The sequence below is a fragment of the Bartonella sp. AA168HLJHH genome, assembly GCF_042197365.1.
In the GTDB taxonomy this organism is placed as follows: Bacteria; Pseudomonadota; Alphaproteobacteria; order Rhizobiales; family Rhizobiaceae; genus Bartonella.
Map to the genome: position 1 here is coordinate 1 of NZ_JBHIRS010000013.1, position 22709 is coordinate 22709.

19 protein-coding genes are annotated in these 22709 nt (G+C 40.9%); 17 read left to right on the forward strand and 2 right to left on the reverse strand.

The genetic code is table 11. The features are described 5' to 3' along the window. The first annotated feature begins 563 nt into the window (after positions 1-563). The 3 genes from ACFINM_RS07520 to ACFINM_RS07530 all read left to right on the forward strand — a co-directional run bounded on the left by ACFINM_RS07520 (position 564) and on the right by ACFINM_RS07530 (position 3923). Positions 564-785, forward strand: a complete 222-nt coding sequence (locus ACFINM_RS07520; protein ID WP_375641000.1) for a hypothetical protein — start codon at positions 564-566, stop codon at positions 783-785. A gap of 853 nt (positions 786-1638) precedes the next feature. After that, positions 1639-2874, forward strand: a complete 1236-nt coding sequence (locus ACFINM_RS07525; protein WP_375641013.1) for an MFS transporter — start codon at positions 1639-1641, stop codon at positions 2872-2874. A 653-nt stretch (positions 2875-3527) separates the two neighbouring features. Then, a complete protein-coding gene (locus tag ACFINM_RS07530; RefSeq protein WP_375641001.1) occupies positions 3528-3923 on the forward strand; it encodes a hypothetical protein in 396 nt (131 codons plus the stop codon). A 1205-nt stretch (positions 3924-5128) separates the two neighbouring features. On the opposite strand, the gene ACFINM_RS07535 is transcribed toward ACFINM_RS07530, so the two are convergent. Both ACFINM_RS07535 and ACFINM_RS07540 read right to left on the reverse strand, forming a co-directional pair. After that, positions 5129-5497 carry a helix-turn-helix domain-containing protein gene (locus ACFINM_RS07535; protein WP_375641014.1) on the reverse strand — a complete coding sequence of 123 codons (369 nt, stop codon included), beginning with the start codon at positions 5495-5497 and terminating at the stop codon, positions 5129-5131. Between the two features lie 1721 nt (positions 5498-7218). Further along, positions 7219-7587, reverse strand: coding sequence for a helix-turn-helix domain-containing protein (locus tag ACFINM_RS07540; protein WP_375641002.1), 369 nt, complete (start codon positions 7585-7587; stop codon positions 7219-7221). A 795-nt stretch (positions 7588-8382) separates the two neighbouring features. Between ACFINM_RS07540 and ACFINM_RS07545 the strand changes: the two genes are divergently transcribed. The 14 genes from ACFINM_RS07545 (at position 8383) to ACFINM_RS07610 (ending at position 21375) form a co-directional block, all read left to right on the forward strand. After that, complete coding sequence (locus ACFINM_RS07545; protein WP_375613662.1) at positions 8383-8706, forward strand: hypothetical protein; 324 nt, start codon at positions 8383-8385, stop codon at positions 8704-8706. A gap of 162 nt (positions 8707-8868) precedes the next feature. After that, entirely contained in the window at positions 8869-9000 is a 132-nt protein-coding gene (locus ACFINM_RS07550; protein ID WP_375611677.1) for a hypothetical protein, read from the forward strand. Continuing rightward, positions 8981-9196, forward strand: coding sequence for a hypothetical protein (locus ACFINM_RS07555; protein WP_375641003.1), 216 nt, complete (start codon positions 8981-8983; stop codon positions 9194-9196). Before ACFINM_RS07550 ends, ACFINM_RS07555 begins: the two co-directional genes overlap by 20 nt. Positions 9197-9895: 699 nt before the next feature. Then, entirely contained in the window at positions 9896-11257 is a 1362-nt protein-coding gene (locus ACFINM_RS07560) for a PBSX family phage terminase large subunit (protein ID WP_375641004.1), read from the forward strand. Beyond that, positions 11242-13092 (forward strand): portal protein, encoded by a 1851-nt coding sequence (locus ACFINM_RS07565; protein WP_375613657.1) that lies wholly within the window; start codon positions 11242-11244, stop codon positions 13090-13092. The genes ACFINM_RS07560 and ACFINM_RS07565 overlap by 16 nt, the downstream gene beginning before the upstream one ends. 427 nt (positions 13093-13519) lie before the next feature. Beyond that, on the forward strand, positions 13520-14293 hold the full coding sequence (locus ACFINM_RS07570; protein WP_375630218.1) for a hypothetical protein: 774 nt from the start codon (positions 13520-13522) through the stop codon (positions 14291-14293). Positions 14294-14530: 237 nt separating this feature from the next. After that, entirely contained in the window at positions 14531-15649 is a 1119-nt protein-coding gene (locus ACFINM_RS07575) for a N4-gp56 family major capsid protein (protein WP_375641005.1), read from the forward strand. A gap of 83 nt (positions 15650-15732) precedes the next feature. After that, on the forward strand, positions 15733-16428 hold the full coding sequence (locus ACFINM_RS07580) for a hypothetical protein (protein WP_375621460.1): 696 nt from the start codon (positions 15733-15735) through the stop codon (positions 16426-16428). Between the two features lie 21 nt (positions 16429-16449). Beyond that, positions 16450-16644 carry a hypothetical protein gene (locus ACFINM_RS07585; RefSeq protein ID WP_375641006.1) on the forward strand — a complete coding sequence of 65 codons (195 nt, stop codon included), beginning with the start codon at positions 16450-16452 and terminating at the stop codon, positions 16642-16644. 41 nt (positions 16645-16685) lie between these two features. Then, on the forward strand, positions 16686-16898 hold the full coding sequence (locus ACFINM_RS07590) for a hypothetical protein (protein WP_375641007.1): 213 nt from the start codon (positions 16686-16688) through the stop codon (positions 16896-16898). Between the two features lie 79 nt (positions 16899-16977). After that, a complete protein-coding gene (locus ACFINM_RS07595; RefSeq protein ID WP_375641008.1) occupies positions 16978-18441 on the forward strand; it encodes a hypothetical protein in 1464 nt (487 codons plus the stop codon). A gap of 314 nt (positions 18442-18755) precedes the next feature. Continuing rightward, positions 18756-19238 (forward strand): hypothetical protein, encoded by a 483-nt coding sequence (locus ACFINM_RS07600; RefSeq protein WP_375621457.1) that lies wholly within the window; start codon positions 18756-18758, stop codon positions 19236-19238. Further along, positions 19235-20374, forward strand: a complete 1140-nt coding sequence (locus tag ACFINM_RS07605; protein ID WP_375621456.1) for a tail fiber domain-containing protein — start codon at positions 19235-19237, stop codon at positions 20372-20374. Before ACFINM_RS07600 ends, ACFINM_RS07605 begins: the two co-directional genes overlap by 4 nt. Further along, positions 20371-21375: a phage tail protein gene (locus ACFINM_RS07610; RefSeq protein ID WP_375641009.1), complete on the forward strand. Its 1005-nt coding sequence runs from the start codon at positions 20371-20373 to the stop codon at positions 21373-21375. The genes ACFINM_RS07605 and ACFINM_RS07610 overlap by 4 nt, the downstream gene beginning before the upstream one ends. The last annotated feature ends 1334 nt before the right edge of the window (positions 21376-22709 follow it).

The following is a 22709-nucleotide window of genomic DNA, read 5'->3' on the forward strand; positions in this document are numbered from 1 at the left end:
CGATAAAATGTGGATTTTTAGTTGGCACTTCAAGCCCCCCTCCGGTTGCGAGCGCCCTCGCATTGGTATTCCGGGAGTTAAAAACACTGACTTGACTCAGCTTTTTGCTTTTAGTGCCAAAGCACCTGGACATAGCAAAATCTCCCGGAATTCCGGGATACCCGCAAAGCGGGATAAATTTATGTGTCAAGTCTTCGGGTTTTTAATCCCTATTGATCGTTGCGTAGACGACCAAAATTACACTTTAAGTGATAAAGTAATTTCAGAAGATTAGCAAGAAAAATCAAAAATTTTCTATTCTATTTATGCCATAAAACACTGCTCTTTGAAGGGGTGTGAAGAGCTAGAATATTTGAGGGCAGGCCTTGATTTGTTGAGCCTGATGAAGTGTTGTCGTTTGAGGGGGGTGTCTGAAGACTGTAAGGGTACTAGGCAAAAAGCTGTGTTCGTTTATAGACTATTGTTTATAGAGTGGTGCGGGGTGGTGAACCTTTCGTTGGCTTTGTTCTTTAAAGATGTAAAAGCGTAAAAACGTATATCCGTAAAAGTGAAGTGGGGGATTTATGGATTTATATATTGTGCGTGTTTTTGGTCATGGTATGGAATGTGGTGCGAGAATTGGGGGGAAGTGTTTTCGTGAATGGAGGGGGAAGCTAGGAGGAAGAGGGGTGTTCAGTTGTGAGTGTGTGATGGGAGAGAAAAAGGGGGAATGGAGGATGAAGAGAGTGCGCATGGATAGGAGGGAGAGTTTGTGGGTAAGGCGGGTATTGCAAAGAGATGCGTGAAGGATGGCGAGGGGAGATAGGGCTTGATTTGTTGAGCCTGATGAAGTGCTGTCGTTTGAGGGGGGGGCTGAAGATTGTAAGGGTACTAGGCAAAAAGCTGGGTTTGTTTATAGACTATTGTTTATAGAGCTGTGCGGGGTGGTGAACTTTTCGTTGGCTTTGTTCTGTAAAGATGTAAAAGCGTAAAAATGTGAATCTGTAAAAGTGAAGTGGGGGGATTTGTGGATTATATATTGTGCGTGTTTTTGGTCACTTTGGGCTTTTGGGGGCGTGGAATGTGGTGCGAGAATTGGGGGAAGTGTCTTCGTGAATGGAAGTTTAGAGGAAGAGTGCTGTTAAGTTGTTAAGTGTGTGATGGGAGAGAAAAAGGAGGAATGGAGGATGAAGAGAGTGCGCATGGATAGGGGGAGAGTGTGGGTAAGGCGGTGTTGCAAAGAGATGCGTGAAGGATGGCGGTTTTTAAGGAGATAGGGCTTGATTTGTCGAGCCTGATGACGTGCTATCGTTTGAGAAGTGGTTGGGTGTAAGCTTTATTTTGTGGGGAAAGTTGCTTTTTATTGTGGGATTGTAGACTAGTGCTGGTTGGGAATTTTCATTCTTTGAGACGTGGGGTGGAGGTCAATGTAATAATATGGAAGATTGTGATCTCATAATTTTTACATTCTTTCTTTTTTAAGATATTACTTGATATTAGAGTAAATGCTTATATCAAGAGGAGTATTTCTTTAAAAGTTTTCACTTAACTTATTAAGCGATTTATTAGAATAAAAGACTCTTCTGAAGTTCATATCACCAATTGTAGCGAAGGAAGTGTAACTTTAAGTGTAGCAAAGTTTAATATCGGATGGTTGATATGAATTTGTTTTTAAAAAAGAGTCCATTAGCTCTTTTTTGCTCTCTCTTTATTTCCAAAGTTGGTGATTATGCTTATGAAGTTGTTTTTATTTTACTGGTCTTAGAATTAACAGATAACACCTTTTTTACAGGTCTTGTGTATTTTTTTCGATTTATCCCTTTTCTCTTTTTTGGCCCTATAGGCGGTTGGTTAGCGGATAATTTTTCTTTGAAGAAAAATATGATCTTAAGTGAAGTTGTTAGATTATTAGCTTCATTGTTTGTTTTTATAACTTATATAACAGGTACGGCACATATCATTGTTCTTATTTTTGCAGCAATATGTACAACGATAGGAAGAAGTATTTTCCAACCAAGTTTTCAAGCTGCTATTCCCAGAATGTTTTCACTAAAAGATCTTACAAAGGCCAATAGCATTGCTCAAATTATCATGGAAACGGCAGCCGTCATTGGCCCTTTGGTTTGTTCCATACTGCTTTTTTTAGCAAATAAATCGGTAGTACTCATTTTTGATTTTTTTACCTATTTTATATCTATTATCGTGTTATTTAATCTCATGAATTTAAATTCAAGCGAGAATAAATCATTCAATTTTATAAAAATTTATCGAGAAACAGCTTCATATCTTAAATATATTTCTACAGAAAATAATAATTTATTTATTACGCTCGTTGGATCGTCGTTTGCTATTCTCTTTACGGGTGCTATTTTAAGATTTTTAATTCCAGCTTTTGTTCTTTTTGTGGGGGGAGAGGAGAGCCTTGTGAGTTATATTTTTTCTCTCATGGCTGTTGGGACTATTGTTGGTGGTTTGTTATATAGTAAAATTATATTAAATATTACATCGTTGAAGCTCATGATATTTTGGCTTCTTTATGGGGTTATTCTGTTTGTTATGCCCTTAGCTGCTGGACTTTATTTAAAATTCCTTCTCGTGTTAGCATTTGTTCTAGGATTTATTGGTGCCTTTGTGGATATTGGTTTAGTCTCAGCTATTCAATTATATTCTCGTCGTGAAGATTTTGGTAAGAGTTTTGGAACCTTTTCAACTTTAGCGAACTCTGCCGAAGCAATGTCTGGCTTTATTGCTGGACTTTTGGCACTCATGGGATTGTTAAGCTCTTTTTTAGCGATGTCCGCATTAATTATTTCCACGGGAATTATTGGCGTTGTAAAAATTAAGAAAAATAAAGAGTTAACACCTCTTAACACGACAGTCGATGACGACCATTGATATATTTTATATCTCCATGCCGTTTCTTTTTTCTAAAGACGGTTCGCTCATTATCTTATTCATGAGGTAAAAACACCGCTCTTTGAAGGGGGTGATCTGAAACGAATGAGTGGTCATTGGTGGAAACTTGCTAGGCAAGCATTTGAATTCTTTACAGACCGTTGTTTATAGAGTGGTACGGGGTGGATGAAGCTTTCCTTGGCTTCGTTCTGTAAATGTGGAGAAGCGTAAAAATATGAATCTGTAAAAGTGAAGTGGGGATTTGTGGTTTATATATTGTGCGTGTTTTTTGTCATGATATGGAGGGGTGAGAAGGATTGGGGGAAAGTGTCTTCGTGAATGGAGGGGAAATGAAGGGTGCTGTGCGTTGGTTTATGTAATGCAATACACCATGAAAGTAAGTATACATATACTATATGTATACTACATGCTTTACATGTGTTTTTTCGTACTTTTAACATATATATTTTGTGTCTTAAACATAAGCTTTGAGTACTATGAGAGATGGTGGTCGTTTTTTTAACAAGCGAGAAAGTGATTAACTAATGCTTGATAGTAAAGCAGTATGTTGTTAAGGCTATTCTTTGAAAGGAGGCTCTTATTTCTGGTGTAGGAGCTTCTCAGAAGAGAATGCAATTAATAGGGGAGTTAAGATGTCAAAATATTTATTTCCGTTACCGCTTGTATTGGTGGCTGGTTGTGCATCTATCAGTAATTATTCATCAAGTTATGTCAGTCCAAATATTCCGAAAGATGATGTAAAATTAATTGCTAACGATTTTGTTCGTAATCTTAAAAAACCTTTACCGCCCGCTACAACAACACTTATTGTGAAAAAAAATAAAACAGAAGACAACTTTACTCCTGTATTTATTGATCTCTTGCGACGGAATGGATATAACGTGATCTATACAGATCAACCAAACAAACAGCAAAATGGTGTAATCTTGACTTATCAAATAACGCCAATAAAGACAGGTATCATGTCTATGGTTTCTTATGATGAGGTTGGAGTAACGCGTTATTATATCCGCACTTATAATCGATGAAACCCCTTTGCCGGTTTGTCTCAAAAAAGTAGATAATGAAGAAATGTGTTTCAGGGGAAGTGTTGGGATTGAATTAATCAATAAAAATTTGCAGATATGAAAATTGCATATTCAGATGACAGTTATTCGTCGTCTCGTTTACAATTTCAGTGTTGTAACGAAGAAAGATGTCGTTTTATCTGTTTGCAATCCTTCATGTTCTATCTCAGTTATATAGCGCTTTTATCGTTTCTGTCTTATAGAAAATTACTTTCTGTTCTACGGCTCTATATGCCAATCTAATAGTGAGATCTAAACAATCAAATTCATATGAACTCTTTACAGAAATCTGTTGTTTGAGATTGTTGGAAAGGTGTTTTGTTTTTATCAAATTGTCGCGTGGTGGTTTGGGAGTTTCCTTTGGCTGCGTTCTGTAAAGATGTAAAAGCGTAAAAATGTGAATCTGTAAAATGAAGCGGAGGATTTGTGCTTTGTGAGAGCTTTTATCATGGCATGGAATGTGGTGCGAGGATTGGGGGAAGTGTCTTCGTGAATGGAGGAGAAAGTTGGGATGAAGAGTGTTGTTGAAGTGCGTTTTCTGGAGAAGAGTGTGTGGGGAATAGCTGTAAACAGATTGCAGAGCTGATGTGTAAAGAGATGTGAAGAGAGAAAAATTGTGGTTGGCGTTTATATTCTATGCGGAGCTTAACAATTATAGTTGCATCTATATTTGTATGGGGATATCCGTGAAATGGGTGTGAGAAGCATTGAGAGGTGTTTTTTTTAATAAGTGGGTGAATGAGCAATACAATGAAAGCCTATTTAGGAAAAATCCTATTTTAGCTCTTGTTGTTTTAGACATTGTGTTTTGTATGAGGGGCATTTTGCAGAAAAGGTGTTTTGAGGGATGTGGCTCCCTTAAAGAAAAACACAAAAATATCAAAAGAAAAATATAAAAACTTGACAAGGTAAATGTAAAAAGGTATCATAATGATACAATCGGAATTGTGCGTTTAAATCAGATGAGATCTTTTGATAAGATTCTGTGAGAGGGGTGGGGATGTTTTTCCAAGGTTTTGGTGTTTTTATCCTATTTTGAAGTTTGTTATCCTATGATGTCGTAAACCGGTGTCGTAAACCGTTTTTTGAGATGTGGTGGTATCAGGCGGGCAAGGCTTTAGGCTGAGGGGAATATTGGCAACGGATGTCGATTGATGGGCTTTTGCCTAATCAGAAATTAACCACAAGATTGCTTTTTGTTTTTTCGCTTTGAGCTCTCTAAAGTTTTTTAAAAGGGCGTATTCTTTTTCGCTGGTGGTATCTTGATCGTGGTGTAAGGCATGTTCTTTTGTGGGAATATCTGCTGTTAAAAGGTCCGCATAAAAAAAGTTCATAGGAACCTCTAGTTTTTTAGCAATTTCGAGCAAACACCCCGCGCTTACACGATTTAAACCTTTTTCATATTTCTGGATTTGTTGGAAACTGACACCTAAATGGCTTCCTAATTCCTTTTGAGAAAGTCCCATTGAAATGCGTCTATGGCGGATTCTTTTACCTATTGAAATATCATTGAAATGTGAATTTTTAGTTTGCACTTCAAGCTCCCCTCCGGTTGCGAGCGCCCTCGCATGAGTATTCCGGGAGTTTGAAAGCACTGAGCTCAGCCAGCCTTTTGCTTTTAGTGCTGACAAGCACTTGGACATAGCAAAAGCTCCCGGAATTCCGGGATACCCGCAAAGCGGGATAAATTTATGTACTGAGCGTTCGGGCTTTCAAATCCCTATTTGACCGTTGCGTGGACGATCAAAAACACAGATCAATTCATAAGGCAATTTCAGAAGATTGGCAAGAAAAATCAAAATAATTTCAAAGACTATAAGATTGGGTACTTTTTAAAAAAGTGCGAAATCTGGATTTTTAGTTTGCACTTCAAGCTCCCCTCCAGTTGCGAGCGCCCTCGCATGAGTATTCCGGGAGGTTGAAAGCACTGAACTCAAATCAGCTTTTTGCTTTTAGTGCTGACAAGCACTTGGACATAGCAAAAACTCCCGGAACTCCGGGATACCCACAAAGTGGGGTAAATTAACGTTTGAGTTTTCGGGCTTCAACTCCCTATTTGACCGTTGCGTGGACGATCAAAAACACAGAACTATCAATAAAGTAGTTTCAGGAGATTGGCAAGAACAATTAAAAGGTTTGGAAAATGAGAGCATTTTTTTGTATCTTAAAAATTATCTCATTATATTCTTATGCCTTATGCCTTATGCTGTAAAATATTGTCATTTGAGGTAGGGTGAGATGGAGGCATTAGAGGCAAGGATATGCCGTCGAGGGACCTTCAAGCATATCAATAATTCGGGTATATCAATAAGGTGCTTTTTGTGAGAGTGTCTGGATATTGGAGGGTAGGGGTTATCTGTCCGTGTCTGGTGAAACAGTATTCTTTGAGGGGTGGTGAGAGGTGGTTGCCCAAATGCAATGTGCTCGATAAAAAGTGGGATTGTTAACAGACTCTTGTTTATTGAGTGGTGGGTTAGTTTGGAAATTTTGTTTGGCTGCCTTTTGTAAAGATAGAAGAGCGTAAAAACGTGAATCCGTAAAAGTGAAGTGAAGAATTTATGCGTTGTATGCTTTTGTCTTGGCATGGAATGGGGGGAAAGGACTGGGGAACGAGTCTGCAAATGAAGTCGAAAGCTAGGATGCAGAATGTGAAAATTGGCGCTGTGGGAGAAGCTTTTTGGTGTGTGTGAAGCTTTGTCTTTTGGGTGGGGGCTTTGCTTCGAAGCGGAATTGATCGGTATTTGTAGGAGCTTTCGCTCTTTGTGTTGGAGAGGGATGGGTGTAAGAATATTCAGAAAAGGCTTGCTTATTGAATCCGTTGTTTGAGGGGTATGGTGTGCTGATCTGTCTGAGTGGGGTTGGTAGGAGGAAACTGCTACAAGATGTCGGATTCTTGACAACGCAGTGTAAGATGCTGGGGGAAAAATTTCGTTTGACTGCTTTCTGTAGAGATGTAAAAGCGTAAAAACGTGAATACGTAAAAGTGAAGTGAAGGATTTATGCGTTGTATGCTTTTGTCTTGACATGGAATGTGGTCGGAGAACTAGGGGACGCATTTGTGAATGGAGCGGGGAAAGCTGGGATGAAGAGGGGTATAAATCGCGTTGACTGGAGAAAAGTGTGTGAGGGAATATTTTAGGGCAGGGCTTATCTGTCTTGTCTGATAAAATTGCCTTCTTTGAAGTGTTGTGATCTGAAGCTTATATTTTAAGGGTGTTGGATATATTGGCGAGGGATGTTGACGGGTGCCTTTTGTCTAATCAGAAATTAACCACAAAATTGCTTTTTGTTTTTTCGCTTCGAGTTCTCTAAAGTTTTTTAAAAGGGCGTGTTCTTTTTCGCTATATGTGTCTTGATCGTGGTGTAAGGCATGTTCTTTTGTGGGAATATCTGCTGTTAAAAGGTCCGCATAAAAAAAGTTCATAGGAACCTCTAGTTTTTTAGCAATTTCGAGCAAACACCCCGCGCTTACACGATTAGATCCTTTTTCGTATTTCTGGATTTGTTGGAAACTGACACCTAAATAGCTTCCTAATTCCTTTTGAGAAAGTCCCATTGAAATTCTTCTATGACGGATCTTTTTACCTATTGAAATGTCGTTGAAATGTGAATTTTTAGTTTGCACTTCAAGCTCCCCTCCGGTTGCGAGCGCCCTCGCATTGGTATTCCGGGAGTAGTAAAGTACTGAGCTCTAGTCAGCATTTTTGCTTTTAGTGCTTATCACACCTGGACATAGCAAAAACTCCCGGAATCCCGGGACACCCACAAAGTGGGTTCATTCTTACGCTAGAGCTTAGGGCTTTACTATCCCTTATTGATCGTTGCGTGGACGATCAAAATATCCTTTGAGTGATAAAGTAATTTCAAGGGATTGGCAAGAACAATTAAAAGATTTTCTAGTCTGTTATATTGTAAAATAGGGATGTTTGGGGGGGCGGTAATCTGATGTTAGTAGGGGAATTTATTGGGTAAAAGGTTGAATGATAGTTTAAAACCGGTGCGGGGTGGAAGCTTTATTCAGCAGAGGAAAATTTGCTTTTTGAAGTCGAATTGTAGATCAGAGCTTATCTGGCGTGTTTGATGAAACACCATTCTTTGAAGTGTGGGATAGCCATATGAAATAATCAGCAGGGAAATCTGATAGACGAGAAATCAGCTTGTTGACAGACCCGTGTTTACAGAACGGTGCGGGGTAGTGATTTGAGCGTTTCGTTTGGCTGCGTTCTGTAATGATGTAAAAGCGTAAAAATGTGAATCTGTAAAATTATGCGGAGGATTTGGGCTTTATGTGGGCTCTTATCTTTTTGGGTGTGTCCAATTTTTTTTAATTGTTGAATGCTTGGCAAATTTTGTTGCTGATTTTTATGTCATTTTTTGTGTTTGAGGTTTTGGTTTCTCTTTAGTTGGAAGGAACATGATGATGGTAGATGAACATTGTCTTCCCTTACGTCGAAGAGGGCGGAAAAAAGGGGCTTTAAATAAAACAACAAAGCGATTTAATGAAGCTCTTTTGACAGCGGCGGAGCAGGCTGGATATCACTATGGTGAAGATGGGCTGGTGTCTTATCTTCAGTATCATGCGTTGAATAATCCCGTACCTTTTTTTTCGCTGTTGGCAAAAGTGTTGCCTCTTCAGGGGGCTGGAGAAGGGCAGGTTAAAACAGTTTCGCGTATCGAGATTGTACCAGTGAATGCAAAAAATAGCGAACCGGAGAAGCATGATCCCTCGGCAACTGAGGCTTGAAGCTACGAGAAAATGTTGGGTTGGGCACATGATGTTTAAGGGATATTGTCTTTGAACGGGGATGCTAGATGTTTGTCTGAAAGCTTATGATTGAAATTGCGGTGAGGGGCGTGTGTTTTAGGCGTGTGAGCTGTGACGTTGTTAAGCCTTGGTGGGGGAAGCATGAGGACGTGGACTGGAGGAGACTTCGGTGCATATGGTGTTTTTTGGGGGTACATGGCGTCTGGGGTGGTCTGTTTGAAGAGGGGCCGGCAAGATGCTTTTATGGCGATGCGTGAGGGGCGCGATACCTGAAAGATGTTGGGGAGTGCTTGATGATATTTGCTGTTTTGGGCATCTGGTGAAGATTTGGTTTTTTCTCGTTATTGAAGGTGTGGAGATATCAAAAACAGTTTCGCGTATTGAGATTGTACCAGTGAATGCAAAAAATAGTGAACCGGAGAAGCATGATACCTCGATAACTGAGGCTTGTGATATTGAAAAATGTTAGGCTGAGGTGGGTGATGTGGGGTGATGTCTTGCAAGGGGGCTGCTTTGGTGATTGCCTATCTTGAGGGGATTGAAGCGGAGGCTATCGTGTTTGTGGGCGCTCGTGATATTGGGAAGGGGCTTTGGTGAATGATGCCGTAAGGGCCCGTGTGCTGGAGGGAATTTGGTGCAGGGTATTTGTGTGGTGGATATGGAACAGTGTTTTGATGGGTGAGGGGCATGAAACTTGAGAGAAGTGTTATGCTTGCCTGATGCATGTGTTTTGGTGGGGGTATCTTGGGGGATAAAGTGTGAGGATTGGTGATGCTTGAGAGGCATGATATTGGAGGATGTTGGGCTTTGGATATGCCTGAGAGCCATGTGCTGAGGCTATGATTTGGTTGGGGAGGATACCTTGCTTGTGGGTTGGGGGATGACAGGCGCGGTGTTTGAGGGGGGGGTGTTGGGGAAATAGGGACCTTTGGGGAGATAATGATCTTTGGGGGGGATAAGGACGTTGGGGCGCATAGGTGGGGTCAAGGGGATCTCATGCAAAAAAGTGAAATTTATTGAATATTAGGATGAAGAAAAGATAAAGCGCTGCTTTTGAGAAAGGCGTTTTTCGTTCAATTGCTCTTTTCGTTCAATTGCTCTGGGATCATTAAACTTGGGATAAGCAAAAGGGTGCAGCGCAATTATTGCTAAAGTATGAAAATTTATAATGACAACTGTTCAGAAAACTTCTCAAAAAATTGAGCAGAAAACGGCTCAAGTGGCTCTTATTCCAAAGCTTATTCCTGTTTTTACTGGAAATGCCGATGTGCGAGCCGCTTGGGGAGGACGCGGTTCTGGAAAAACACGTTCTTTTGCTTTGATGTCGGCTGTGGTGGGATATCGCCATGGAATGGCTGGAGAACGCGGGATTATTCTTTGTGCACGGCAATTTCAAAATTCTCTTAATGAAAGTTCTTTGGAGGAAATTAAACGCGCTATCGAGTCTTATCCTTTTTTACAAGACTATTATGAAATCGGCGATAAATATATTAAGTCAAAAGATGGACGGATTGTCTATGTGTTTGCTGGGCTTGATCGCAATATCGCAAGTATTAAATCAATGGGACGCGTTTTCCTTTGTTGGGTCGATGAAGCCGAGCCCGTGACAGAAACTGCTTGGCAAACACTTATTCCAACTTTGCGCGAAGAAGGAAAAGATTGGAATGCAGAATTATGGGTCACATGGAACCCATGCCATGAAAATGCAGCCGTGGAAAAACGTTTCCGAAATGTCGATAATCCTCATATCAAAGGGGTGGAAATCAATTGGCGTGATAATCCGCAATTTCCTGAAAAACTCAATCGTGATCGAATGGACGATTTGCAGCAAAGACCAGAGCAGTATAACCATATTTGGGAAGGCGAATATCTCCAAGCTGTCCAAGGGGCTTATTATCAGAAATGCCTGCTGGAAGCCGAAATGGAAGGGCGGATTACCACTGTTCCACGGGATCCTTTGATGCAGGTGAGAATCTTTTGGGATATCGGGGGAACAGGAGCAAAGGCTGATGCTACCGCATTGTGGGTGGCGCAATTTGTTGGACGTGAAATCCGAGTGCTCGATTATTATGAAGCCCAAGGACAACCTCTCTCAGAGCATGTGGGCTGGGTCTTTCAAAGGGGATATGAAAAGGCTCTTATGGTCTTGCCTCATGATGGTGCAACAAAAGATCGTGTCTATAATGTGAGTTTTGACAGTGCCCTTCAACAAGCCGGTTTTCAAACCAAAATAATTCCTAACCAAGGAACAGGTGCTGTGAAAATGCGTATCGAAGCCGTACGGCGGTTGTTTCCTGCACTATGGTTTAATCGTGAAACGACATGTGCGGGGAGAAAAGCGCTTGCTTGGTATCATGAAAAGCGCGACGAACAGCGCAATATCGGACTAGGGGCTGAACATGATTGGGCTAGCCATGGGGCCGATGCCTTTGGACTGATGTGTGTGGCTTATGAACAACCAAATGCTAAAGCGCGAAAAAAACCTTATCGCTCGTTTCACCATTCTCAAACTTCATGGATGGCTTTTTAATGAATAGTTCTACAGATTCTTCTTTTAATCAAATCGAAACGCTTGAAAATCAAGCTCTCTTTAAAAAACTCGTGGGTTGGTATCAGGATGATATTGATCATGTCGAAAAATGGCGAAAAAATGCCCAGGAAGATTACGATTTTTATAATGGACGGCAATGGAATGAGCAAGACTTGGCTGTCTTGCACGAACAAAACAGACCGGTGATGACTTTTAACCGTATTGCGCCTTTAATTAATGCCGTGATTGGGGCTGAGCGCAATAATAAAAGGCAAGTGCAATTTATTCCACGACAAGAAGGGGCTGCCTTTGCAAACCAGATTTTGACAGGAGCAGCCGAATGGTTTCGCGATGAAGCCGACGGGGAATACGAAGATTCCGATGCCTTTCAAGATGCAATTATTTGCGGTATGGGCTGGACAGATACACGCCTTGATTATGAACAAGATCCCCAAGGAAAACCAATCATTGCGCGGCTGGATCCTATGAAAATGGTGTGGGATGCAAGTGCTGTCAAGTCTAATCTTATTGATGCTCAACGCTTATGGTATATTGATGAAAAACCCCTTGCTGTGGCGCAGGAAATGTTTCCCAATGTTCATTGGAGTGACCTTAATGCTGATTGGGTTAAACATCAGAGTTTTTTACATTCAACCAGCGATGGGATGACACAAAGTTATCAGTCCGAGAGGGGGTATCAAGGAGAAGAGGGGAGCGGCTATCAACGTCCTAAAATGGTGACATTGGTAGAATGTCGCTGGTTTGAACGCGAGGTGGTTTATAAAGTTCTCGAGCCTCTAAGTGGAAAGTTTGTCGATTATTCAGAGCAGGATTTCCAAAATTTAAGCAAAACCTTTCCTCATGTTCAAGCAACAAGGTTGAACAGAAAAATTGTCAAACGGGCATTTTTAGGTAGAAAGCTGCTTGAAGCGCCTGATAAGCCCTTGGTTCCACCCAATCAATTGGGATGGGAGTGTATTACCGGTACTTTTGATAAGTTAAGCCGGCAATTTTATGGAATTGTGCGCCCTACAAAAGATCCTCAACGGTGGGCAAACAAATATTTTAGTCAAGTAATGCATTTGCTCAATAGCCAATCAAAAGGCGGAATTATGGCAGAGCGCGATGCTTTTGATGATGATCGACAAGCCGTCGAGAGTTGGGCTAGAGCTGATAGTATTACTTGGTTGAAAAGTGGTGCTGTGTCTGGGGGAAGAATTCAGCCTAAACCCGTGGCACAATTTCCGCAAGGGTTTTTCCAATTGTTTAATGAAGCAAAGAGCGCACTTGAACAGGTGACGGGGTTGTCTTCTGAATTTATTGGGACGCGAGCTGTCAATCAGCCTGGCATTCTTGAGCAACAACGGCGACAATCGTCACTTAATCTTTTGGCTTCCTTTTTTGATGGGTTGCGTCGATATCGGCAACGACAGGGAAAAATTATTCTCTATCTTATTCAAAATTATCTGTCCGATGGGCGGCTGGTTCGTATTGCTGGTGATGAAAATGCCCAGTATGTGCCGCTGACACGCGAAATGGTGACAAGTTTGGAATATGATATTGTCGTGGATGATGCACCAACAAGTCTTAATGAAAAAGAGCGTACTTTTGCACTGATCATGCAACTGCTTCCTTTGATGCAAAATTTTGCAACGCCTGAGATTATGCTTGATCTTTTACGCTATTCACCTTTACCAGCCTCACTCATTCATAAAATTGCGATAAAGGCGCAAAATTCTCTTCAAGAAGAGCAAAATGCCTCAGCGCAGATGGGGAATAATGTGGGGGCAGACCAGATAATGCAGATGTTGCAGACAGTAAAGGCTCAACAATAGGACGCTTTGTCATGCGCGACTTCTGATAAACGCCATATATCATAAATTGCTTATCGATTTTCGTAGTGCATGGGCTCCCTTTTCTTAAAAGAACTGTTTTGTAGGGCAGGACTGTTGGGAAAAGTAGGGTGGAGAGGGAGTCTTGCCCGTCATGTGGGGTGAACATGGTGGGAATGGTGGGCGCAGAATGGGCTTATCGATTTTTGTAGTGCATGGGCTCCCTTTTCTTAAAAGAACTGTTTTGTAGGGCAGTGTTGTTGGGAAAAGTAGGGTGGAGAGGGGGAGTTTTGCCGTCATGTGGGGTGGAGAGCATTGGGGGGAATGTTGGAGCCAAAAGATGGGTAAGCATTAAGGGGATAAATGCTTATGGAGCTGTTTTATCTGAAAAATTTGATTTTATTGTTTAAAAAAAGAGAAGGCTAATGTCATGGATCAAGAACACTTAACGCCGGCAGAACAAAACCAATTGAAACAAGATTTTCTGGTCTCAACACAAGAGGGAGAAAATGGTGAAATTGCAAGAGAAGAAAAAACTCTTGAAGATAATTTTCAAGGGCAAATGCTTCAACAACAGGACTCTTCGCAAAAGGCTGGAAAAAAGGTTCAAGGGGGAGAAAATGCTGCGCCAGATCCACAAAAAGACTTTATGGGCTATATGCAATGGTTGGGAAAAACACTCCAAAAACAAGGGCTTTTACATGAAAAACAACAGCCTTCTCTTGGTTTGGAAGCAGAACAGTTGCATGCATTTTTTCAGCAGTCTGTTGCTAGTGTTAAACAAAAGCATCATGATTTTGATCAAGCAGCTGATTTTATTTATGAAACGAGGGCTAAACAGTTGGCAGCTTGTGCTTCGCTCTATCCTGAGATGGCCGATCCCAAAAATATTGATGCGTTGATTGGTGATGAGTTGAAGCAGATCTTGCGCGATTGTGCGCAAAAAAATCAAAATCCGGCTGAAGTGATTTACTCTATTGCACAAAAAATTGGCTACACAAATGTTCCCAATAACATGGGTGAAAATTTACAGGAAAGACACAATTCTGCACGTACTCTTGCTGCTTATAACGGCTTGACTCCAAATGGGCCGATTTCTTTGGATATGCTTGATAAAATGTCAGAAGCAGAGTTTAGCGCTTGGGTTGCTGATCCTAAAAATAAAGCTGCTTTTAATCGTTTAATGGGGGGAAGAGAATTTTAAAAACAAGAATGTGAGGGGGGGCGGGAACGTTAAGAGGCTTTTAGCGTAGGAGAATGCGAGGGGATTTCTCAAAGCACGGATGTGGTGAGGAGAGCTCTTATAAGGAGGAGGCAGACGCTAACAGAAATTAGATAAAACTCACGAACAACCTATTCACCATCTGAAATGAAATGTGGTGTTTTGAGCGCCCGGCGCTTTGCCGGGTTTTTTATGTCAAGAAAACTTTTAGAGGATAAAATGACCGTAACTTATATCGGACTTAATGACCCAATGGCAGTGCGCACATGGTCTAAATTACTAAACCAAGAAGTCTCAAAAGCACTTCCAATTGCACCGTTGATTGGAAATGATTCAAACAGTATCGTACAGTTAAAGGATGAAACCACGAAAGCAAGTGGGGATGCTATTAGCTTTAATTTGCGTGTGCAGTTGCTAGGCGATGGGGTGAGCGAAGGGCAGACATTGGAAGGCAATGAAGAAGCTTTACAGTTTCTCAATGATCGCTTGGCAATTAATGAACTCGTTCATGCTGTGCGTGTCAAAAATGAGGGAACGATTGATCAACAACGAATTCTCCATGATTTGCGCACCGAGGCAAAAAATGGTTTGGTTGATTGGTATGCAGATCGTCTGAGTATGATGTTCTTCATTCAAGTTTGCGGGTATACCGCAAAAACAATTAACTTTGAAGGACGCACGATTACCCTTAAACCAGTTCATTATGGGTTTAATGCGCCAACGGCACCAACCAATAAACGTGTGGTACGTCCTAATGATAAAGCAAAAGATGAGGACTTAAAAGAAGACGATGTTTTTGATCTTAAGCTCATTGATAAAGCTGTCGAACGGGCTAAATTGGCAAATCCTAAAATTAGACCTGTGCGGATTGATGGTGAAAATGTCTATGTGCTTTATCTCCATCCAACCCAAGTGACGCAATTGCGAACCAATACAGATGCAGGGCAATGGCTCGACATTACTAAGGCAATCTATAGTGGAAGTCGTATCAAAAATCCGCTCTATGATGGGTCTTTGGGCATGTATAATGGTGTGGTTTTACGCGAAGCTGAACATATTACCGAAGGGGTTGAATCTGGGATGGCAAATAAAGCTGTACCAAATGTGCGGCGGGCTGTTCTGCTTGGTGCGCAGAGTGCTGTGATTGCTTTTGGTAAAGATCGAGGAGCAACACGCTATAAATTGGTGGAAGAACTCTTCGACTATGAAAGAGAATTCGGGGTCGCGGCAAAAACCATTATTGGGATGAAAAAAACTTGCTTTACCTTGCCAGGAAGTACGCAAGGGGCTCAGGATTTTGGCACTATCGTCATCCCAACTTATGGAGCGCCCGCTTAAAGCGAATGTTTGCTCTCTTCCCCCAACAAGAGGGATCTGTTGGGGGAAAAATTTAAAATGCTTCCAGAAACAAGGACAGGCTTATGACCACTTTATCCACTGATCCCCAAAATCTAAACCTTACACATTCAGACCATTCTAAAACTTTTGCTTATATGGTCGCGCTTATTCAAGATGAAATTGACGATACAACAGCGGAATATTCCCTGCAAATTCAAGATTCAATTTTTACGGCTTTGCGTTTGTGTGAACGCGAACCCTTTTTCTTTAATGAAAAAAGAGAAAGGACGTTTAAAACACAAAGTGGTAAAACATGGTATGGGCAAGAAGAAGGGGTTTTTATTGAAGCAGAAAAGAGTTTGGAGGGCGTCTTTTTAGTAACAAAGAGTGCAACACCAACAAAGTTGTTCTTTAAGCCCTTGGAAGTGTTGCATCAACAATATGGTATGCATCCTGCGCTAGGAACGCCATTCTTTTATACCTACCTTGATCAAAAAATAGGACTCTTTCCAACACCAGAACATGTGGAAGCTGTACAGCTTTCTTATGCTCCTGTTCATTTTGCCGATGAACAGCTGAAAGAGGATGATAACCCTTGGTTGATTTATGCTTTTGATCTTATTAAAGCACGTGCAAAATATGAACTTTATAAAAATATTCTTAAAGATCCTGAATATGCCGCCGTTTCTTTCAGAGATTTTCAAGAACAGCTTCAAGCTTTGCGCATTGAAACATCGCGCCGAAAAGGTTCTTCAAAGATTCGCCCAATGCGTTTTTAAAAAGTTCATTTCAAATCGTTTATGGCTGGCGTTGAAGGTTGGTTTGTCATTGGTGGCTGGTTTGTCACTTATGGCTGGATACACGCGTTGGGTGTTGATGGTGAAGGGCTGGTGGATGGCGTTGGGGTGGCCATTATTGATGGTATCGTTTTTTTTGGTGCGTTAAACAACCTAAGGTTGTTTATTTTGTTGAATTTTATGCCTTTAGAGTTTTAAGAGCTTTTGTGGTTTTTTATTAATAAGCTTTGGTGTTTTGAATGGCACTGGGCTCTTCAAAGATTTTATGGGGGGGTGGGGGTGATGGCTCTTTCCCCCGTCATTGTGGGGGGGTGATTTGCGGGCAGTTGATTTTGGTTTGGCGCTGGTGGATGGCGTTGGGGGTGGCCATTATTGATGGTATCGTTTTTTTTGGTGCGTTAAACAACCTAAGGTTGTTTATTTTGTTGAATTTTATGCCTTTAGAGTTTTAAGGGCTTTTGTGGTTTTTTATCAATAAGCCTTGGTGTTTTGAATGGCACTGGGCTCTTCAAAGATTTTATGGGGGTCTTGATGGCTTTTTTCCCAATCGCTGATTATCGACCCGATGTGGCGGATATCAATGGAATTTTTACCGATGAACTTGTTAATGTGCTCCCGGCTGATGGCTCCTATATCCCTATGCCAAGTTTTGAACCTTTATCAGAGCCTTGTCCGGAGCCAATTTTAGGCACTCTTGCGGTTAAAACAAAAAATGGGGTTTCTATTATTGTCGGGACAAGAGAAAAAATCTACTTGCTTGATAATACAACAATGAACTGGAAAGATATTAGCCAAAAAGGAAAACCTTATCTGGCTAATGTTGATGCTCCGTGGTCTTTTGCTTTGTTTGGTGATTTGATCATTGCTGTGAATGCCAATGATAAACCACAAGTGATTGATATTAACCATGATAAAACATTTAGAAATTTAGGAGGAAATCCACCACAGGCAGGGATTGTTCGTGTCTGGGGAGATTTCGTTTGTTTGATGAAATTAACCGAGTATCCAAGAAGGGTTCATTGGTCTGGATTAAATGATGCTGAATTTTGGACCGTGGGGAAAAAAAGTTGTGATTATCAAGATTTTCCTGATGGCGGATTCGTCCAAGGGGCAACGGAGACAACAAATCCAATTATCTTTATGCGTTCTGCAATCTATGCCGGTTCTTTTATCCCTGGCTCTAAGATTATTTTTAGTTTCCAAAAAATCCACGATAAACGAGGCGCAAAAAATGCTGAATCAATTGTTTGTAGAGGCGATTTAGCATTCTTTGCCGATGAGGGCGGGTTTTATCAAATAACAAATGAGGGACAGATTATACCCATTGGGTTCGAAAAAGTCGATCGAACGATGACCGCAAAATCAAGGAAGGATAATCTGTACACTCTATCTGCTGCTATCGATGGGGTGTATAATCGTGTTTATTGGATGGTTGATTCTGATGAGAATCTTCATAAACGTATCTTGCTCATTTATGATTGGGGATTGCAAAAATGGACAAAAGCTCTCGTCGATATCAAAATGATATTGCCTATTTTCTTAGCCGGAACAACCCTAGAAGGTCTTGATTTTGTGACTAAGAATATTGACGATTTGTCCTTTTCTCTTGATAGTAAAGCTTGGAAAAATGAATCGCCTATTCTGGGGGCATTTGATCAACAGGGGAGACTGGGTTCGTTTTCTGGGTGTCCTATGGCTTGTGTCGTGACATCACAAGAAATGGGGCAGACAAATGGCATGATAACACGAGTGAAAAATATTATGCCTCAAGTCAATAGTGGAAAGTTTTATTTGTCTGTGGGAATGCGCTTTCGACAATCTCTTGAAGAGGAAACTGTTTGGTTGCCAGAAAAACAGCCCTCTTATAATACTGGACAAATTCATTGTCGTGCAAGGGCACGGTTTTATCGCTTTAAATTGCGTATTCCTGAAGGGGTGAATTGGACTCATGTCACTGGATTTGATGTGGAATTGACGCGGGCAGGCATGCGATAGGCATGCCCTTTTGTAATACCATGCGATAGGCTCAAGCCTCTATTATTAAAGAACAAATGCCCCATAGGCTTCCCAAACCTTTATAAACAAAGGCACAATGCGATAAGCTGTGTCTTTATAATATGAAGAACAAGGTGGTGCGTTATGTTTCATGCTTTTCTGCGATAAAGGAAAATAGGCTGCACCATGGTTTATTTTTATAAAGAAGAAAGTTCCCTCTTTGTTGTGACAAAAGGATAATGGGGCTTTTTTTCTTTTATTGTGCGGGGGCATGGAATGCGTGAAATGCGTAGGGGGATGTTATTTGAGGGGAGATGAGTGACAAAGCTAAAAGAGCTAAAATTATGATACAAGAGAGTCAAGATTTATATTCTGCTTATCTGACAGAGCAGTGGCCATGGGAAAAAATAGCTCCCTATCAAGAGGCTCTCAATGCTGCATTGAAAAAATATGTTCAGCGCTTTCCGGATGATGTTTGTCTGGAAAAAATTGCTGAAGAAATCGCTACCGGACAAGCACAATTGTGGCTGGTCTTAAAAAATAAAATCCAATTTAGTGCTTTTGCAATTACCAAAGTTGAAATAACCCATACGGGAAAAAAATGCGTCGTTCTCTCTGATCTTGCTGGAGAGGGAGGGCTGAAATTGGTCAAGTTGATTGATGAAGTCGAAAAATGGGCGCGAACAATTAATGCTGAAGAAATGCACATGTTTGGAAGAACTGGATGGGCGAAAAAGCTCGCTCATCACGGATATTCTCGTAATCTTATTCAATATAGAAAGGTTCTGAACCCATGAGTAGAAAAACCACACCTCAAGTGCAAACAACAACACAAACAAATGCTCCACCTGCTTGGGCGGCTGATATTCTTAAACAAGCCAGTGCTGATGCACTTGGACTTTATAATAAAGGAATTGGCGGAAACGTTTATCAGGGAGACAGAGTCGCTGGTCTTAGCAATATGACAAAAAATGCGCTGACCGGTTTACAACAAGCAGCAGGGCTTTATAACAATCCAACGGTAACGCAATGGTTGAATGCCCCAACCAACAGCGCTACAAATCTTTCCGGTATGGCTAAGGGAAGCTGGATTGGAAGCAATAGCAAATTTAATACTGCATTGCAAAATGCTCTGAATAAAACATCCGATGCAATTAATCAATCGATGTCGGGAGCAGGACGTTATGGTTCTGGGGCTCATACTGGTGTGCTGGCCGATGAGTTAGGCGCCTTGGCAACAAATGCTGCAGCACAGCAATATAATCAAGATATTAACAATATGATGAATGCCAACCAGATGATTGATCGCTCTCAGAATGATCAAGTTAATGCGGCAAATAGCTATTATCAAGGACAGAGTAACGTGCAAAGCAATGCTTTGAAAGGGGGTATGATTCAAGATATAAACCGCCAAAATGTCTTAGATGCTGAACGCCAAAAATGGTCAGAAAAAGATAATCAAGATTGGAACCGATTGCAAAGTTTGTTACAGGTAGGAACACAGGCTGCTGGAAATTACGGAACGACTTCAGGAAAATCCACGACAATGCCTTCTGTGACAAAAGATCCATTGCGTGATGCGCAGCAAGTACTTGGATTGGTCGGAGGAATTTTAGGGCTTTGTGATGTGAGAGCAAAAGAAAATATTATCCCTGTGGGGCAGAAAAAGGGATATCCATTTTATACCTTTAATTATAAGGGAAATCCACAACGTTATCAGGGCGTTATGGCGCAAGACGTGTTGCGTGTGAACCCTGAAGCTGTTTATGTCAATGCGAAAACAAAGTTATTGCATGTTGATTATGACAAAATAGGCCTGAAAATGGAAAAAATGAAAATGGAGAAAATACCGGCATCTAAAAATAAAATTGCGACTTTCTTTTCTTCATTTTTTGCTCGTTTTCCCTTTTTGAAAAAAGAGTATCTTCTATGAGTTCGATTTATGATTGGTCAATTGTTGCATCAGAAAATGCTTATGCCGATGAGAGTATAAACTGGGCAGAAGGGCAACCTCCAAGCACAGTCAATGATAGTGCTCGCGCTATGATGCAACGCATCAAAGAATATTTGTTGGATAATGGGGGCGTGATTGAAACACAGTTTACTGTTGATGTGAAAAATGAGAGAACGTCACTTCGTTTGGCAACAAAGTCTTTTTTTGAGACTTATATGGATGGCATTGTTGTGCGCTTTAAAGCACAAGGCGTCAACAGAGGAATAACAAATATTTCTTTAAATCAATTGCCGCCAAGACCAACTTATATGGCAACGCCAGAGGGTATTATGCCTTTAAAGGGCGGGGAAATTCAAAAAGGGGGGCTTTATGAAGTCGTCTATACGCGTGATATTGCCGGAAAAAATGCTGATGGCTGGTTTTTAACCAATCCTACTATAAAACTTCCTGAAATTCCGCCCTTTCCTCCTTTGCCTGAAACTTTTTCTTCTGGATTTATCGGGACTTTTGCTACAGAAAAAATACCCTCTGGATGGTTACTGTGTGATGGTAAAGAATATTCGCGAAGGAACTATGCTAATCTCTTTGCTGTTCTGGGAGAAACATGGGGAAAAGGAGACGGGAGAACAACATTCAATGTTCCCGATTTGCGTGGAATGTTTTTACGGGGGCTCGATAGTGGAAAAGAAATTGATAAAGGACGTCGCTTGGGAAGCCGACAAGAAGAGTCTTTTCAATCCCATACCCATGAGGGAAAAACAGATTCGACAGGGAAACACCAGCATAGTTATCCAAAGGTTCAACAAAAGATTATAGAGTTAGATAACAGGGCTTATCCAATAAACGTAGCTGTATTGTATGGATCAAATTGTTTGACAGATTCTGCGGGAGAGCATGAACATAAGGTCTTGTTGCAAAAAACAGGGGGTGATGAAACACGCCCCGTCAATATGGCGGTGGTTTATGCTGTCAAAGCCTGAGAATGAAAGCTGTAGGAGAGAAAGATAAAAATGCTAAAATGTTTGTTATGAAAAAAAGTCTTATTGAATATATTGTGTAGAAAGTTTTGATGCGCTTTAGAAAAAACTTAACTCTCTTTATTTTTTGTGCTGCCTTTGTTGGATGTCTAAAGGTAAGTTTGCCTATTGTTCTTTAGAGGATCAAGACAGTGATTATTGAAGGTAGGGGGAGAACAAAAAACCTTTCTTTATTCATGGCGCTTTTTGCTGAGGAATAAAGACTTTATCCCAAATGCCTCTCTCTTGTGGTGTCGTGATACAGTATTTCAAGTGCTGGGTTTAAACCGCTGCTGTGCGATGACAAAAAACCCATGGGTAAATTTTATCCTATTATAGCGTAAAGTACCGTCATTAAAACACTATTATTGAAGGTGGTGATATCAGTAAGATAGCTTAAAGTATTTAATACATTAGCAAATGTTCTGGGGAGGATTTGCTCGTAGAGTTTTCATGCAAGTGAACCATATAAGTGAGTAGCAGACGGAATCCTTTCAGAAGAGTTGGATTGTTTACAAACCGATGTAGGGCTAAAATCTTCGTCTTTTTAGGTGCGGAAAGAGGTCAACGGATATGTTTATTTAAAGCGAGAAAAAGCAAAATGGAGCGCTCCCTTTTTTGGCAAAGCGTGTAGGAAAAAAGCCACTCTTTGTTTTCAAAATGGGTGCACTGTTGGCAAGAGCAGCAGGTTGGCGATGCGTTGTAGTACATGGTGAGGCATTGAACCCTCTGAGATGGCATTTTGTGCTTATCAGGCAACTTCTTGAAACAGGATGAGAGTGATACGAGAAAATCTATAAGACAATAGTTTATCCCGTTGTGTTGTAAAATACCATTGTTTGAGATGTGGTTAAAATTTTATGCATGGGGTGTTTTTCATCTGTGCGTATTCCTAACGCAGCATTTTTTTGTAGAATAACTCTGGACAGGGGATACATTACAAGGATGCATTTGAAGGGGGAAGCCAAGTCAAATCTGTTAGATAAGAAGCCAGATTGTTGACAAACCATTGTTTATTGATTGCCATTATTTAAAGACCGGTGTGGGCTTTGTCCTTTTGGGAAAGGTTGATACAGCATGCAAGGTGACATGCATTTCTCTTTGGTTTTAGGTGGTAAAATCATCATTTTAGGTGGAAAACAGAGTATAATCTAAAAAAATACCTTGTAAAAATTTTCGATGAGGAATTTTTTTTCAAAAGCTTTTCATATGGTTGTCTGAGGTTGTCTGAGGTTGTCTGAGGTTGTCTGAGGTTGTCTGAGGTTGTCTGAGGTTGTCTGAGGTTGTCTGAGGTTGTC

Bases quoted from the DNA above. Each gene is read 5' to 3' on its own strand.
- ACFINM_RS07520 (WP_375641000.1), top strand. From the start codon at position 564: ATGGATTTATATATTGTGCGTGTTTTTGGTCATGGTATGGAATGTGGT.
- ACFINM_RS07525 (WP_375641013.1), top strand. From the start codon at position 1,639: ATGAATTTGTTTTTAAAAAAGAGTCCATTAGCTCTTTTTTGCTCTCTC.
- ACFINM_RS07530 (WP_375641001.1), top strand. From the start codon at position 3,528: ATGTCAAAATATTTATTTCCGTTACCGCTTGTATTGGTGGCTGGTTGT.
- ACFINM_RS07545 (WP_375613662.1), top strand. From the start codon at position 8,383: ATGGTAGATGAACATTGTCTTCCCTTACGTCGAAGAGGGCGGAAAAAA.
- ACFINM_RS07550 (WP_375611677.1), top strand. From the start codon at position 8,869: ATGAGGACGTGGACTGGAGGAGACTTCGGTGCATATGGTGTTTTTTGG.
- ACFINM_RS07560 (WP_375641004.1), top strand. From the start codon at position 9,896: ATGACAACTGTTCAGAAAACTTCTCAAAAAATTGAGCAGAAAACGGCT.
- ACFINM_RS07565 (WP_375613657.1), top strand. From the start codon at position 11,242: ATGGATGGCTTTTTAATGAATAGTTCTACAGATTCTTCTTTTAATCAA.
- ACFINM_RS07570 (WP_375630218.1), top strand. From the start codon at position 13,520: ATGGATCAAGAACACTTAACGCCGGCAGAACAAAACCAATTGAAACAA.
- ACFINM_RS07575 (WP_375641005.1), top strand. From the start codon at position 14,531: ATGACCGTAACTTATATCGGACTTAATGACCCAATGGCAGTGCGCACA.
- ACFINM_RS07580 (WP_375621460.1), top strand. From the start codon at position 15,733: ATGACCACTTTATCCACTGATCCCCAAAATCTAAACCTTACACATTCA.
- ACFINM_RS07585 (WP_375641006.1), top strand. From the start codon at position 16,450: ATGGCTGGCGTTGAAGGTTGGTTTGTCATTGGTGGCTGGTTTGTCACT.
- ACFINM_RS07590 (WP_375641007.1), top strand. From the start codon at position 16,686: ATGGCACTGGGCTCTTCAAAGATTTTATGGGGGGGTGGGGGTGATGGC.
- ACFINM_RS07595 (WP_375641008.1), top strand. From the start codon at position 16,978: ATGGCTTTTTTCCCAATCGCTGATTATCGACCCGATGTGGCGGATATC.
- ACFINM_RS07600 (WP_375621457.1), top strand. From the start codon at position 18,756: ATGAGTGACAAAGCTAAAAGAGCTAAAATTATGATACAAGAGAGTCAA.
- ACFINM_RS07605 (WP_375621456.1), top strand. From the start codon at position 19,235: ATGAGTAGAAAAACCACACCTCAAGTGCAAACAACAACACAAACAAAT.
- ACFINM_RS07610 (WP_375641009.1), top strand. From the start codon at position 20,371: ATGAGTTCGATTTATGATTGGTCAATTGTTGCATCAGAAAATGCTTAT.